Here is a 14,130-nt window from a genome sequence, read left to right as displayed (position 1 = left end):
ACAAAATAATGCTGCAGTGCAGCAATGTGCAATTAGCGGTTGGCACTCTTATCGGTATCTTCTGGAAAGCCCGATGAAGGAACTGGGTCGCCCTTGTCACTGGGATGAGTTATCGACGGCGCATCCGATGCGTCCATGGAATCCTCAAGGGTCTCATCGAGATTTTCCTCGGTGGTCATCGGCCGATCCTGCGTATCGCTGGCGCGATCCTTGCCGTGATCCTCATCGGCATGAACATTTGGGGTTACCGTTGTCATAGCGCTCTCCTTATTCTGACCGGACAACGAATAGGCGCACCGGCTGTTCCCCCACTTTATCGACCAACTTGCGCGGCATTTCGACGGGCGCCCAGTTGAACCCACGACACGTTAAGGCTTGGCCACTAAGACAATGCTCATGACACCTTATCCTGATGAGGACGAACGGGGCATTTCGCCGATCGTCGCACTCTATTCCATTCTCGGCTTTTGGCTGTTCTATATCGGCTTGGTGACGCTCCGGTCCTTCGTTATGGGATTCGAGGCTCAAGGGGCGATGGCGGGACGCCGGATCATCGTCACCGTGATAGGAATCGTGGTGACCTGGGGACTCTATCTGGTCATCCGGCGGTTTGACACGGCGACATTGACCAAGCGGACTTTGGTCGCGTTCGGGGCTGCCATACCCTGCTCGATATTGATCGCGCTAGCCAATTACTACGTATTTTATTTCTACGATCCGGCAGGCATTTTCCCAGACCTGGCCAAAGAAAAGATTCATTCCGAACAAGGCTACGCGCTGAAGGAAATCGCGGAATTCGCCATTGGCCGCTATTTCTTTCTGTCGGCATGGGCCGCACTCTACCTGGCTTTCTCCTATGCGGCTGAAGTGCGCCGCGTGGAGCGCAGGGCCGCACGGCTTGAAAAGACCGCGCAGCAGGCCGAGCTTCGTTCCTTGCGCTATCAGGTAAATCCGCACTTCCTGTTCAACACGCTCAATTCACTGTCCAGCCTGGTGATGAAGGACCGACGCGATGAAGCCGAGCAGATGATCATGTCGCTCTCTAACTTCTACCGTGCCAGCCTGACTGGCGATCCGCTGGAAGATGTGCCGCTGTCCGAGGAAGTGCAGTTGCAAAAGCTGTACCTCGATATCGAAGCGGTGCGGTTCCCTGACAGATTGCGTACGCTGATCGATATTCCGCCGCATGTCATGAATTGCTGCGTCCCCGGTCTCATTCTGCAGCCACTAGTGGAAAATGCTATAAAATATGGCGTCTCGCGCACGTCCCGCCCAGTGACCATTGCCATTTTCGCACGAGAGGAAGACAATATGCTCATGGTCAGCGTCCGCAACGATGGCGATGTCCTTCCGGAGGATCATGATCGCGGCAGCGGTATCGGTCTTGCTAACGTTCGCGATCGCCTTTCGGCACGCTTCGGCGCGAACGGGCGGATCAATGCTCGCACACAAGAGGGCGGCGGCTTTCTGGTGGAGTTGACGCTCCCCATCGTACGACGCGCCTGCTGAAAGCGAGAGAAAGAAACCATGCAGATCCGGACCATGATCGTCGACGATGAGCCGCTGGCCATCGAACGCTTGCAGATGCTGTGCGCGCGCGAACCGAGAATCTCACTCGTAGGCACTGCCGGCGATGGAGAGGCAGCACTGCGCATGGTGGAGGGGTTGCAGCCCGATCTGCTCATGCTCGACATTGCCATGCCTTTGCTGGACGGCATCGGCGTCGCGCGCGCTGTGGGCAAGCTGGGCTTCCGCCCCGCGGTTATCTTCGTGACTGCATTCGAGGGATTTGCGGTCGAGGCTTTCGATCTTGCCGCCATCGATTATCTGTTGAAGCCAGTTGCCCATGACCGACTTGTTCGCGCCATCGATCGCGTAGAAAGCGTGCTGACGGCAGCACACGACGCCCCTGCCCCGCCATCGGACGTCGACCAGGGTGATAGCTGGGCCGAGGAATTCTGGGTTCCACATCGGTCCGAGTTAATCCGCATCGGTACCGACCAGATCGACCGCATCGAAGCCGAGCGCGACTATATGAGGCTGCATGTTGGGGCGCGGAGCTACCTATTGCACCAGACCATCACATCGCTGGAGCGGCGGCTGGACCCGGCACAGTTCATTCGTCTGCACCGTTCCCACATCGTCCGCCGCGAACATATCGACAAGTTGCGCCATGACGGCAGTGGCGTGTGGTTCGCTTGCCTTGCGCAAGGCGACGATATCCGGATCGGTCGCACCTATCTGGCCAACGCAAAGGCGATAGCGCGTTAAGCGCTGAATAAAATTTGGCCGTTTTGCTGGCTTCTGGAGCATTGTCATCAAACTGCAACGCAACTGTCACAATGGCGCGATGATCCGTCGCTAGGGCGCTGCCACGAGAAGGTCGCACCGGGGATTCGCGGCATCGTCTTTTGTGGAGGCTCCAAGTGAAGCAAATCGTTCGTCTCGCCGTTTCGGCGTTTGCGCTGTCGGCTACTCTGTCGGCATGTCAGGACAAGGCGGGAGGCGAGTCAGCCGGCCGCGATCAGATCCGCGCTGTGGGCTCGTCGACCGTCTATCCCTTCGCTACCGCCGTTGCCGAACAGTTCGTCAATGCAAACCCCGGCATGAAATCGCCAATCATCGAATCGACCGGTACAGGCGGCGGCATGAAGCTGTTCTGCGCCGGCGTCGGCTCGCAGTTCCCCGACATCGAAAACGCATCGCGCCGGATGAAGAAGTCCGAATTCGAAATGTGCGAGAAAAACGGCGTCAAGGAAATCGTCGAAATCCAGATCGGCGTCGATGGCCTGGCCTTTGCTGAATCGAAAAAAGGTCCCGGCCTGAAGTTGACGCCGGAGACCGTTTACAAGGCGCTGGCTGCCAATCCTTTCGGCAAGGGTCCGAACACGGCGCAGACGTGGAAGGATGTCGACCCGGCCCTTCCCGCCATCGCCATCTCCGTCTTCGGCCCGCCCTCGACCAGCGGAACACGCGATTCCCTCGCCGAGTTAATCTTGGAAAAGGGTTGCCAGTCGGACCCCGCCATGAAGGCGCTCAAAGACAGCAACGAAGACCAGTATAAGGCAGCCTGCACCAAGGTTCGCGAAGACGGCAAATATGTCGACTCCGGTGAGAACGACAATTTGATCGTACAGAAGCTGGGTGCCAATCCCAACGCAGTGGGCGTGTTCGGCTATAGCTTCCTCGAAGAAAATCTGAACTCGCTGAACGACATTCCGCTGAACGGCGTCGATGCCACTTATGACAATGTCGCGAGCGGTAAATATCCCGGCGCGCGTCCGCTCTACATCTACGTCAAGAAGGCGCATATTCAGGCGATACCCGGTCTGAAGGCCTATCTCGACACCTTCGCTGCCTCGTGGAACCCAGGTGGCCTGCTTGCCAAGCGCGGCATGGTTGCTGCGACAGATGCGGTTCGCAGCGCTGCTGCCGAAACCGTCAAGTCGTTGCCGGTGCTGAACGGCGCAGACCTGAAATAAGATCGTGACAGGTCCCGCCATTCTTTTGCTGCTGCTCGGCCTGGGCGTAGCGGCCTGGGTCAGCGCCCGTGCGCGCGCCACGCGATTGCAGACCGCCGCCAATGCGGGGCCAGCACGCGGCGCGATGCATAGCTTACCAAGCTACCATGGTTGGTATGTTGCGCTGTGGACATTGGTCCCCGCGCTGCTGTTTCTGGCCGTGTGGACCAATGTCATGCCGGGCCTCGTCACGGAGTCCGTGCTGGCCGACCCGGCCGCACAAAGCTTGCCGAGCGACAGCTTCGGACGGGGCGCGATCCTGAGCGAAGCGCGTAACATCGCCAGCGGCAAGCAGGCGATGGCTTTCAACCCGGCGGCTCAAGCCTTGGTAGAACCCTATCGGGCAGCGACCAGCAAGTTCGGGACCGGCGGCGTCGTTCTCGCGCTGATACTGGCCTTCGCTGGCGGCGCTTTTGCCTTCACTCGCATCCGCCCCGATTTCCGCGCGCGGACACGGGTCGAACGGCTGGTCATGGCGCTGCTGCTCGGCGCGTCGCTCCTTGCGATCGTCACCACGGTGGGCATCGTGGCTTCACTGTTGTGGGAATCGCTGCGCTTCTTCTCGATGGTCAATCCGTTCGAGTTCCTGTTCGGCACGAAATGGTCGCCGCAATCCGCCGCCATGGGCTTTGGCAATGAAGGCGCCTTCGGTGCGGTCCCGCTGTTCTGGGGAACGATCTTCATCGGCGCCATCATCGCAATGGTCGTCGCAATCCCACTGGGCCTGATGAGCGCGATCTACCTGACGCAATATGCGCGGCCCAACACCCGCAAGTGGATGAAGCCGATCCTTGAGGTACTCGCGGGCGTCCCGACGGTGGTTTACGGTTATTTTGCCGCGCTCACCATAGCTCCTGCCCTGCGCGACTTTGCGGTGGCCGTCGGGATCAGCGGCGCATCTTCCGAAAGCGCGCTTGCCGCGGGGTTGGTGATGGGCGTGATGATCATCCCCTTCGTCTCTTCCATGGCAGACGACAGCATTGCAGCGGTGCCTCAGGCCATGCGTGACGGATCGCTGGCGATGGGCGCGACCACCAGCGAGACGATCAAGCGCGTGCTGATCCCCGCAGCGCTACCCGGTGTCGTCGGCGGCGTATTGCTGGCGGTCAGCCGTGCAATTGGGGAGACCATGATCGTGGTGATGGCCGCTGGCCTTGCCGCTAACATGACCCTCAATCCCTTTTCCAGCGTGACGACAGTTACGACCCAGATCGTCCAGTTGCTCACGGGCGATCAGGAATTCGACAGCGCCAAAACCCTTGCGGCGTTCGCCCTCGGGCTGGTGCTCTTCATCGTCACGTTGCTGCTCAACATCGTCGCCCTTCGCGTCGTAAAGAAATATCGGGAGGCCTACGAATGAACGCGCCTTCGACTACACTCGCCAGCCCCACGCGCAACCCCACCGACTGGAAGGGCGCCGCGATGCAGAAGCGGATTGCTGCGCGCTATGCAGCAGAACGCCGGTTCCGCCTGCTGGGTATGGGCGCGGTATTGCTGTCAGCCGGGTTTCTGGCGTTCCTGCTGTTCACCATGATCGGCAATGGCGCGCGCGGCTTCACGCGCACCGAAATCGCTCTGCAGATCGATTTCCAGACAGCGCCAATCCTTATCGATCCCGCTACGGTCAATGCGCAGTCACTGGCAGGCGCAAACCTGCAGGCCATCACGGCGCAGGCCGCCGATAAGGCCCTCGGCGCAGGGGGCGATGCATTGATCTCACCCAATGCCTGGCTGACCGTCCGCGACGCGATTCTGGACAATCCGAAGGTCCTTTCGCAGAAAATCACGCTGTCCCTCCCGGCCTCCACCGGTATCGATCTGGCAGCCAAGGGCGATGCCAGCGAAACCGATGAAGCGGCCTATGCGCGGCTGCAGCAATCGGGCGTCGTATCCACTGGCTTCAACAGTGCCTTCCTCTCCGCCAGCGATGCAACCGATCCCACACAGGTCGGCATCTGGGGTGCGTTCAAGGGGTCATTGTTGACGATGCTCGTCACGCTGCTGCTGAGCTTCCCAATCGGTGTCGCTACGGCACTGTATCTGGAAGAATATGCGCCTAAAGCGTGGTGGACGGACATCATCGAAGTATCGATCAACAACCTTGCAGCCGTGCCGTCGATCATATTCGGTCTGTTGGGTCTGGCGATTTTCCTTAACCTGCTGGACTTCCCCCGCTCTGCCGCGCTGGTCGGCGGTATGACGCTGGCGCTGATGACCATGCCGGTCATCGTGATCGCCGGGCGCAACGCGATCAAGGCTGTGCCGCCTTCCATTCGTGATGCCGCGCTGGGTGTCGGCGCATCCCCGGTGCAAGTCGTATTTCACCATGTCCTCCCGCTCGCGCTCCCCGGCATCCTGACCGGCACGATCATTGGCATGGCCCGCGCGCTCGGGGAAACTGCGCCGCTGCTGATGATCGGCATGCGCGCCTTCATCGCAACCCCACCGGGCGGCATAACGGACCCCGCGACTGTCCTTCCCGTACAGATTTTCCTGTGGTCAGACGAAGTTAGCAAGGGTTTCATTGAAAAGACATCGGCAGCGATCATAGTGCTGCTGGCTTTCCTGTTGGCGATGAACGGTCTCGCCATCTATCTTCGCAACAAATTTGAGAAGCGCTGGTAATATGCTGACTGAAGAACAACAGGCGCTAAAGCCCAATAATCCGAAGATGACGGCGCGTGACGTCAACGTCTTTTACGGGGCCAAGCAAGCCATCAACAAGGTGTCGATCGACGTCGACATGGACAATGTAACGGCCTTCATCGGCCCGTCCGGTTGCGGCAAATCGACATTCCTACGGACCCTGAACCGCATGAACGACACCGTCGCCAGCGCCCGAGTCGAGGGGGAAATCACGCTGGATGGCGAGAACATCTACGCCCCTTCGATGGACGTGGTGCAGCTTCGCGCGCGGGTTGGCATGGTCTTCCAGAAGCCCAATCCGTTTCCGAAATCGATCTACGAAAACATTGCCTATGGCCCGCGCATCCATGGCCTTGCCAGCGCGAAAGCCGATATGGACGTGATCGTTGAAAAGTCGCTGCGCCGGGCGGGTCTCTGGGAAGAGGTCAAGGATCGGCTTAACGAAAGCGGCACAGCCCTATCCGGTGGCCAGCAGCAGCGCCTTTGCATCGGCCGCGCGATTGCCGTGGAACCGGAAGTCATCCTGATGGACGAGCCTTGCTCGGCACTCGACCCCATCGCAACGGCGAAGATCGAGGAACTGATCCACGAGCTGCGGGGTCGCTATGCGATCGTGATCGTGACGCATAACATGCAGCAAGCGGCGCGCGTGTCGCAGCGAACGGCGTTCTTCCATCTGGGAACGCTGGTAGAATATGGCGTAACATCCGACATCTTCACTAATCCGAAGGCAGATCGGACACGGGATTATATCACCGGCCGCTACGGCTGACCGGGGGAGAGAGAATAATGGTTGAACATACGGTCAAGGCTTTCGATCAAGATATCGATACGCTCCGCGGCTTGATCGCGGAAATGGGCGGACGCGCGGAAGCGAGCCTCGACAACGCGATGATGGCGCTGCTCCGCCGTGACAAGAATATGGCGCGTCAGGTCGTGCTGGACGATCCAAAGATCGACGCGCTGGAGGAACAAGTCGAGCGACTGGTGGTGCAGACCATCGCCCTGCGCGCGCCGATGGCGAACGATCTACGCGAAGTGGTCGCGGCGCTGAAGATCGCGGGCGTCGTCGAACGGATCGGCGATTACGGCAAGAACATCGCCAAGCGCGTGCCGCTGATCGTCGAAAATCGGAAGCTGGAACTGATGTCGCTGCTCCCATCGATGGGGCAAATCGCCGGCGAAATGGTGCACGATGCACTTAACGCCTTTGCTGCGCGCGATGCTGATCTTGCGATTGCCGTCATCGAGCGCGACAAGGTAGTAGACGATTTCTACAATAGCATTTTCCGCACGCTGCTAACCTATATGGCCGAAAATCCAAAGATGATTTCGGAAAGTGCGCATCTGCTGTTCGTAGCCAAGAACATCGAACGGATCGGCGACCACGCGACCAATGTCGCGGAGATGGTCTATTATGCGGCAACCGGCCAGTATCTGCCCGACCGCGAGCGCGGCGAAGCCCCCGAAGACGCGGGCAAATAAGGACAACTGCCATGGCGCGAGCCAAAATGCTGCTGGTTGAAGACGACGCGGCCCTTGCCGAACTTCTGATCTGGCATTTCAAACGCGAAGACTTTGATGTCGCGCACACCGTTGACGGCGAAGAAGCGCTCATCATGGCGCAGGAAGAAACGCCTGATATCGTCCTCCTTGACTGGATGGTCGAAAGCCTGTCCGGCATCGAAGTCTGCCGCCGCCTTCGCCGCATGAACGGTACGGCCAATGTACCGATCATCATGCTCACCGCACGCGGAGAGGAAGAGGATCGCGTGCGTGGTTTGGAAACCGGTGCCGACGATTATGTAACGAAGCCCTTCTCGCCCCGCGAGCTGGTCGCGCGTGTCGGCGCGGTATTGCGTCGCGTGCGCCCTGCACTGGCGGGCGAAACCTTGTCCTTCGCGGATATCGAGATGGACACGGTCGGCCACAAGGTCCGTCGCGCCGGTCAGACCGTTTCGCTTGGCCCCACGGAATTTCGGCTACTCAAGCATTTTCTGGAGCATCCGGGCTGGGTCTTCTCGCGCGAGCGATTGCTCGACAGCGTCTGGGGACAGGACAGCGATATCGAACTGCGTACGGTTGACGTACATATCCGTCGTCTCCGCAAGGCAATCAATGGCGAGAGCCATCGCGATATCATCCGCACGGTACGCTCGGCGGGCTATGCGCTGGACACAGACGGCCCCAACTGATCCGCGATTGAACCGCTAACGGAACGAATTTTCGTTTCGTGCGTCCTTATTTCATGCGCCTGCCCAAGCGGCAGGTCCAAGAGGGGCGAGGACTTCAATTGCGTACTATGTCATGGTGGGCGAAGGGCCTGCTCATTATTGGCACATTTGCGATTATATTGCTCATCGCACTGGCCGCCTTCCCTTGGGGAGTCCTGCGCGAAACCATAGAACACCGTTTATCTAAACGGTTGGGCCGACCTGCCCAAATCGCCGTAATGGAGCGTGCTGACCGCTTCTCCTTCCATCCCGAAGTTATCGCCCGTGGCATCACCATACCCCAGCCTGCATGGGCCGGAAAAGGCGATCTCGCCCGAGTGGCGCAAGCACGGTTGCAGTTCAACGCACTCTCCCTTCTGACCGGAAAAATGTCGGTCGAGGCGTTCGATGTGGACGGCATGACGCTGACGCTCATTCGCGACAAAAACGGCCGCGAGAGCTGGAACGATGGTGACACATCGGACGGCGACGGGCAGCGCCCCCAGTTCTCGCGCCTTAAAATCGCCAATAGCCGCGTCCTGTATCGCGATGCAAAACGCGGCCGCAGCTTCGACCTGAAAGTCGAAGCCGATGTACGCCGCGGTCTCGCCATGCGGGGCACTGGGCAGTTAAAGGGCAATCCCGTCGCCGTGTCCGTCGATGGCGGCCCCATTGCGGGCGACGCCGCCAACAAGACATGGCCCTTCCGTGCGCAGATAAAGGGCCAGACGGTCGGTGCCACCTTTGAAGGGACAATGGATCGCCCTCTCGACGTCGGCCACCTGACTGCCAGCGCCACGGCTTACGCCAACGATCTGGCGTTGCTGGATGTCATCATCGAGGCCGGGTTGCCGGGAACCCAGCCTGTGAAACTTGCCGCCAAAGTCCGCCGCGACACGCCCGACTGGAAGATCGCCAATTTGCGTGGAACGATCGGACGATCCGATATCGCAGGCAATGCGACGATCAAAAAGCGCGACGGTCGAACACGGATCGACGGCGAAGTAACCTCACGGCAATTTGATTTCGATGACCTGGCAAGCGTCGCTGGAAAGGCGCGCGGCAGGGCCATGGAAGCAAGGTTCGGTGACCGGCTTGTGCCTGCTACTGCCATCGATCTAAAGAACGTTGGCAAGACCGATGGAAAGCTACGGCTAACCGTCGGGAAATTGCTATGGCCTGGATCTTCCCCCTTTCGCAGCCTGCGTGCCACCCTGATGCTCGAGAGATCGCATCTCGTTATGGACCCGTTGGAATTGGGCCTGACGCGCGGCCGGTTCGCGGGCCGCTTGTCGATCGATCAACGTCAAGGCAAATCCATCGCGTCGTCCCCTATGTTGAATATCGCGATGAATGTGCGCGATGCCCGGCTGATAGACTTTTTCCCTCATGCGCAAATCGACGGACGACTTGAAGGAAAACTGCGCCTGGCCGGGCGTGGACGCACCATCCGTGGCGCCATTGCACGATCCAACGGCGTGGTCGCCCTCGTCGCGCGGGATGGCAAGATCCCTGCACGCACAGCGTCTCTGCTCGGTCAGGACGTAGGCCGTGGCATATTGACGGGGAAAGACGAAATGGCGTCCCTTCGCTGCATCATTGCACGGCTGGATGTGCGGAATGGGGTCATGCGTACCAATCCCGTCCTGATCGACACGACACGCGCACTTACAAAGGCGAATGGTACAATCACACTGAATGATGAACGAATGGCGCTGGCGCTTACCGGCGCACCAAAGACGCGAAGTATATTGCGGCTGGACGGATCGGTTCCAATACTGGGAACGATCAAGCAGCCCAGCATAGTGGTACCGAAGGAAACAAAGTCGGTCGGCAACGTGGTAAAAATGGTTGGCCGGGCCATCGCCGGAAAGCAGGGACCGACAGCATCGGACACCGATTGCCGTGCCATGGCCGCAAACGTCTTGCGCTAAAAATCGAGTTCCGCGCGTAGGCTCACCGTGTCTATACCGTAGTCGGCGCGTGTGTCGGCCAGAATGGCTGCGTCGGCATAGTCCAGATGAGCGTAATTCATGTTGAAGCGCAGATAGTTGATCGGAGCCCAGACGAGTGCGGCGATGTAAGCATTCTGCGTTCCGCCAACTATCGCGCCGTCATTCAGATCGAGATAATCATACCGTAAAGTAAGCTGTACAGCGCCCAGCCCGCCCGCCGTTACAGGGTTCTTTGGATCGGTCCGGCCGAAAATGCCGTCGGCCAGCGGTCGGCTGTCTCCTTTGGTCAGGAAATACCCCACTTCGGCATAGGCGCCGAAAAACTGCGGATCGGAAAGCCCCGACCGGACGCTGCGTAGCCAATGGCCTTCGCCTGCGAAGCTGAAACGCCCCTGGCTACCCGCCACTTCGAAACCGTAATGCCGCTCGCCCGTGGCGTTGATGGCGGGCGTCGAGAGGAAGCGGCTGTTCGAACTGTGGATATAGGGGCGCTGGCGATAACGGACCGGGGCAGCGGCCAGGCGGTTAAAATCGCGCCAATGGTACGAACCGCCAAAGTGAAGTTGCATATCGCCGACCTTCGGCATGACCACGATGCGACCGTCCAGTCCGATGCTGTTGTTTTCGTCGCCTCCAGTCACACCGTCGCTGCTGTTGGTGAGCGAGTCAGCGCTGTCCGAAAAGATACCCCCCTGCACCAGCACCGCTTTGCCACGATACTGCGCCGAAAGGCCGAGGCGCCGCTCAAACGCGAAAGCATCGGTAAAAGCCGCACGTTCCATGACCGAGCCGGTAGTGTCCCCGGTTAACTCGTCGAGAGACTGGAACTCGTTCTGATTACCCAAGGTGATCAGCCATTTGCCACGCTCATAGGTTATGAAGGTGTCGACCAGATCGATGCTGTTATCGGATAATTCGGTTTCCAGCTTATACCCAAAACCACCGCCAAGAGTGCCTTCGCCGCCCAGCCGCAGGCGCCGCAGCTCGTTGGAATATCCTTTGGAAAGATCGGCCACATCCTTAGGCACCGATAGATAGCTGGCATCATACTGGATGCGCCCTTTGACCTTGAAACTCGCGCTACCCAAGCTGAACTGCGGCGACCCTTTCCACTTGATGGTAGTGGTCGGCTTGGCTGGTGCGGCCGCAACGACGTTGACTGGCGCGGAAGTCGCCGACGGTGCCAATTGCGTCGCAACCTGCTGCTGCGTGCTGTCGAGCCGTGCTTCGAGGCGTTCGACCTGTGCCTTCAATGCCGACAGTTGCGCGCGCAAATCCGCCGCCTCCTGCGCAGTGAGCGCCTGAGCCGATGCAATGCTCGGCATTGCAACAATTACGAGCGCGGAAGCGACAGTCCAGGGTCGATAGGTCATCGGAACTCCGTGATTCCCCGCAGGGTCGCTTGTGTGATTGATCGAGCGAGCGGCAGTTATGACAATTATGTTTCAATTGCGCGGACTTTTTGTTGCTGTTTTGCGACAAAATGACGAGTCCGTATTAGCGTATTGTGATGGTAATACAGTTGGTGTAATTGATCTTTCGAATTTCAGGAGAGCGCAATGTACAGCGAGAGTGACCTACAAGCGGCTGTGGAAGCGGGCGCCATCAGCCAAGAGGCAGCCGACGCATTGCGCAGCCATGCGGCCGATAGGCGCGCCAGTCCCTTGGTGGACGAAGAACATTTTCGTTTGCTAACAGGATTTAACGACATCTTCGTGGCAATTGCCAGTGTCATTCTGCTGGTTGCGGTAGGCTGGCTCGGACAGGATATCAGCGGCGGCCTGGACTCAGGTAAACCGACGGTTCTTGCCGGGATACTTGTTACGCTGGCATCGTGGGGACTGGCCGAGTATTTTACCCGCGTGCGCCGTATGGCGCTGCCCAGCATATTACTTTTGCTCAGCTTTGCCGGCGGCTTTGCCTTCACCTTGTTCGCCGCCGCATTTCGATTGTTTCCAGATGCAGGATCGCGGATCGGTGCCCTCATCACAGCAGGCATCGCGCTGGCCACTGCCGTGGCGATCTGGGTGCATTGGCGACGGTTCATGGTGCCGATCACGGTGGCAGCGGGTGCCGCCGCAATGGCGGGCGTTGCCATTACCCTGACGCTTTCAGCGTTTCCTGACATCGGGGACACCATTTTCTGGGTCGTGATGGCGGCAGGCGTTGCAATCTTCGCTTTCGCCATGTGGTGGGACATGAGCGATCGCGCCCGCACTACGCGTCGGTCGGACGTGGCGTTCTGGCTGCATCTGGCGGCTGCACCGATGATCGCCCACAGCCTGTTCCGCTTGCTTGGTGTGCTAAGCGGCACAGTTACGCCAGGTACGGCGGTCGCCGTTATTGGCCTGTACATCCTGTTCGGACTGGTCGCGCTGGCGATCGACCGTCGCGCCTTGCTGGTGTCGAGCCTCGCTTATGTGCTCTGGGCCTTGAGCGCTCTATTTCGGCAGGCGGGCGCAGTGGAAACATCCTTTGCGCTCACTGCCTTGGTCATCGGGTCGGCCCTACTCCTGCTATCGGCATTCTGGCACAAAGCGCGCAAGCTGGTTGTCGAAGGATTGCCGCAGGACATAAGCGGTCGCCTGCCGTATCTCGACCGCGATGTCGTGACCGTCTGAATGCCACCTGCCTTCCCGCTTCCGGCGGGAAGGAAAGGCTATTCCTCGACCAACTTCATCAGTTTGCGTTCGACCGGGGCAAGCACCGGACCAAGATCCGCACCGCGCTTGAGCACAGCGCCCGCTTCCCCGATCAGCGCCCACATGCCTTGACGGTTACGGAGCGAAGGCCGCTTTTCTATCCGATATTCCGGTCGCTCCGCCGCACGGCGAAAAGCGGAAAAGACCGCCGCATCCTTCCCCATATCGATGGCATAGTCCCGCCAATGCCCAGCCGACACCATACGACCGTAAAGGTCCATAATCCGCGTCAATTCCTGTCGGTCGAACAATGTTTGCGTGGGTAATCCACCCTGCCGGAACGGCGTGACATTACCGGGATGAAACGTGCTGCTCATCAGGCGCAGCCACGCTCCTGCACAGCATCATCCGAATCCGGCTTGCCCTTGCCCTGCTCCGCAATCAGCGCCGCCAGACGCTTTTGCAGTTGCTCGATCTCGCACTGCATCAGTTCCAGCTTTTGCGTCGCGGGATCGAAATTATCGCTGCAAGGGGTACCGTAAGGCAGAAAATCCCGCTGATAGGCAGTGACGTCGACCAGCATCTGTCGTGCGGGAATGCCCACCATAGTGGCAGCCTCGGGCACATTCTTCGTAACCACCGCATTGGCGCCGATCCGCGCACGCGGCCCGACTGTAACCGGCCCAAGCACCTGCGCGCCCGATCCGATGATGGTGCCATTCCCGATGGTCGGGTGCCGCTTGCCCGCGATGCCGTTCGCCGGGTCCGTGCCACCCAGCGTCACATTCTGGTAAATGGTGACATCGTCGCCGATCTCGGCAGTTTCACCGATAACGGTAAAACCGTGATCGATGAACAGATTTTTGCCGATCTGTGCGCCGGGGTGAATGTCGTTCGCGGTGAGGAAACGCGACATATGATTGACGGCGCGCGCAAGAAAAAATAGCTCAGCTCGGTACAGCCGATGTGCGATACGGTGAAACGCCAGCGACCAGACACCGGGATACAGAAGAATTTCTGCACGCGACCGGGGGGCAGGATCACGGGACTTCACCGAATCCAAATACGTAATGAGACGATTGAGCATAGAACGCCCTTCAACCTGAACCGATATACAGAATAGGCGTTCTTGTTGCGATATTCCAGATGCAGA

14 protein-coding genes are annotated in these 14,130 nt (G+C 59.2%); 10 read left to right on the top strand and 4 right to left on the bottom strand.

Annotated features, from left to right (window positions below; genetic code table 11):
* Positions 1-32: 32 nt before the first annotated feature.
* Complete coding sequence (locus LQ220_RS13410; protein ID WP_230188802.1) at positions 33-257, bottom strand: hypothetical protein; 225 nt, start codon at positions 255-257, stop codon at positions 33-35.
* A 139-nt stretch (positions 258-396) separates the two neighbouring features.
* Between LQ220_RS13410 and LQ220_RS13405 the strand changes: the two genes are divergently transcribed.
* The 9 genes from LQ220_RS13405 to LQ220_RS13365 all read left to right on the top strand — a co-directional run bounded on the left by LQ220_RS13405 (position 397) and on the right by LQ220_RS13365 (position 10,314).
* Complete coding sequence (locus LQ220_RS13405) at positions 397-1,509, top strand: histidine kinase (RefSeq protein ID WP_230188801.1); 1,113 nt, start codon at positions 397-399, stop codon at positions 1,507-1,509.
* Positions 1,510-1,527: 18 nt separating this feature from the next.
* On the top strand, positions 1,528-2,271 hold the full coding sequence (locus tag LQ220_RS13400; RefSeq protein WP_230188800.1) for a response regulator transcription factor: 744 nt from the start codon (positions 1,528-1,530) through the stop codon (positions 2,269-2,271).
* A gap of 155 nt (positions 2,272-2,426) precedes the next feature.
* Positions 2,427-3,482 (top strand): substrate-binding domain-containing protein, encoded by a 1,056-nt coding sequence (locus LQ220_RS13395; RefSeq protein ID WP_230188799.1) that lies wholly within the window; start codon positions 2,427-2,429, stop codon positions 3,480-3,482.
* Between the two features lie 4 nt (positions 3,483-3,486).
* Positions 3,487-4,881 carry a phosphate ABC transporter permease subunit PstC gene (gene pstC, locus LQ220_RS13390; RefSeq protein ID WP_230188798.1) on the top strand — a complete coding sequence of 465 codons (1,395 nt, stop codon included), beginning with the start codon at positions 3,487-3,489 and terminating at the stop codon, positions 4,879-4,881.
* On the top strand, positions 4,878-6,146 hold the full coding sequence (gene pstA / locus LQ220_RS13385; protein WP_230188797.1) for a phosphate ABC transporter permease PstA: 1,269 nt from the start codon (positions 4,878-4,880) through the stop codon (positions 6,144-6,146). The genes pstC and pstA overlap by 4 nt, the downstream gene beginning before the upstream one ends.
* A 1-nt stretch (position 6,147) precedes the next feature.
* Complete coding sequence (gene pstB, locus LQ220_RS13380; protein ID WP_230188796.1) at positions 6,148-6,939, top strand: phosphate ABC transporter ATP-binding protein PstB; 792 nt, start codon at positions 6,148-6,150, stop codon at positions 6,937-6,939.
* 17 nt (positions 6,940-6,956) lie between these two features.
* The gene (gene phoU, locus LQ220_RS13375) at positions 6,957-7,652 is read left to right on the top strand and encodes a phosphate signaling complex protein PhoU (protein WP_230188795.1); all 696 of its coding nucleotides are present in this window, start codon (positions 6,957-6,959) and stop codon (positions 7,650-7,652) included.
* Positions 7,653-7,663: 11 nt separating this feature from the next.
* Entirely contained in the window at positions 7,664-8,362 is a 699-nt protein-coding gene (gene phoB / locus LQ220_RS13370; RefSeq protein WP_230188794.1) for a phosphate regulon transcriptional regulator PhoB, read from the top strand.
* 107 nt (positions 8,363-8,469) lie between these two features.
* Positions 8,470-10,314, top strand: a complete 1,845-nt coding sequence (locus tag LQ220_RS13365; RefSeq protein WP_230188854.1) for an AsmA family protein — start codon at positions 8,470-8,472, stop codon at positions 10,312-10,314.
* Here LQ220_RS13365 and LQ220_RS13360 read toward each other — a convergent pair.
* Positions 10,311-11,708 carry a porin gene (locus LQ220_RS13360; RefSeq protein WP_230188793.1) on the bottom strand — a complete coding sequence of 466 codons (1,398 nt, stop codon included), beginning with the start codon at positions 11,706-11,708 and terminating at the stop codon, positions 10,311-10,313. The genes LQ220_RS13365 and LQ220_RS13360 overlap by 4 nt on opposite strands.
* Positions 11,709-11,894: 186 nt before the next feature.
* On the opposite strand from LQ220_RS13360, the gene LQ220_RS13355 reads away from it, so the two are divergent.
* On the top strand, positions 11,895-12,956 hold the full coding sequence (locus tag LQ220_RS13355) for a hypothetical protein (protein ID WP_230188792.1): 1,062 nt from the start codon (positions 11,895-11,897) through the stop codon (positions 12,954-12,956).
* Positions 12,957-12,994: 38 nt separating this feature from the next.
* Here LQ220_RS13355 and LQ220_RS13350 read toward each other — a convergent pair whose 3' ends face one another.
* Together LQ220_RS13350 and epsC are read right to left on the bottom strand one after the other, a co-directional pair.
* Positions 12,995-13,354: a DUF2794 domain-containing protein gene (locus LQ220_RS13350; protein WP_230188791.1), complete on the bottom strand. Its 360-nt coding sequence runs from the start codon at positions 13,352-13,354 to the stop codon at positions 12,995-12,997.
* The gene (gene epsC, locus LQ220_RS13345) at positions 13,354-14,064 is read right to left on the bottom strand and encodes a serine O-acetyltransferase EpsC (RefSeq protein WP_230188790.1); all 711 of its coding nucleotides are present in this window, start codon (positions 14,062-14,064) and stop codon (positions 13,354-13,356) included. Before epsC ends, LQ220_RS13350 begins: the two co-directional genes overlap by 1 nt.
* Positions 14,065-14,130: the final 66 nt, after the last annotated feature.

Source organism: Sphingobium sp. CECT 9361 (assembly GCF_918741285.1).
Taxonomy (GTDB): Bacteria; Pseudomonadota; Alphaproteobacteria; order Sphingomonadales; family Sphingomonadaceae; genus Sphingobium.
This window is presented reverse-complemented; position numbering and strand designations above follow the sequence as displayed.

Excerpts from the sequence above, each read along its gene's own strand:
- LQ220_RS13410 (WP_230188802.1), bottom strand. The coding sequence starts at position 257 with ATGACAACGGTAACCCCAAATGTTCATGCCGATGAGGATCACGGCAAG.
- LQ220_RS13405 (WP_230188801.1), top strand. The coding sequence starts at position 397 with ATGACACCTTATCCTGATGAGGACGAACGGGGCATTTCGCCGATCGTC.
- LQ220_RS13400 (WP_230188800.1), top strand. The coding sequence starts at position 1,528 with ATGCAGATCCGGACCATGATCGTCGACGATGAGCCGCTGGCCATCGAA.
- pstA (WP_230188797.1), top strand. The coding sequence starts at position 4,878 with ATGAACGCGCCTTCGACTACACTCGCCAGCCCCACGCGCAACCCCACC.
- pstB (WP_230188796.1), top strand. The coding sequence starts at position 6,148 with ATGCTGACTGAAGAACAACAGGCGCTAAAGCCCAATAATCCGAAGATG.
- phoU (WP_230188795.1), top strand. The coding sequence starts at position 6,957 with ATGGTTGAACATACGGTCAAGGCTTTCGATCAAGATATCGATACGCTC.
- phoB (WP_230188794.1), top strand. The coding sequence starts at position 7,664 with ATGGCGCGAGCCAAAATGCTGCTGGTTGAAGACGACGCGGCCCTTGCC.
- LQ220_RS13365 (WP_230188854.1), top strand. The coding sequence starts at position 8,470 with ATGTCATGGTGGGCGAAGGGCCTGCTCATTATTGGCACATTTGCGATT.
- LQ220_RS13360 (WP_230188793.1), bottom strand. The coding sequence starts at position 11,708 with ATGACCTATCGACCCTGGACTGTCGCTTCCGCGCTCGTAATTGTTGCA.
- LQ220_RS13355 (WP_230188792.1), top strand. The coding sequence starts at position 11,895 with ATGTACAGCGAGAGTGACCTACAAGCGGCTGTGGAAGCGGGCGCCATC.
- LQ220_RS13350 (WP_230188791.1), bottom strand. The coding sequence starts at position 13,354 with ATGAGCAGCACGTTTCATCCCGGTAATGTCACGCCGTTCCGGCAGGGT.
- epsC (WP_230188790.1), bottom strand. The coding sequence starts at position 14,064 with ATGCTCAATCGTCTCATTACGTATTTGGATTCGGTGAAGTCCCGTGAT.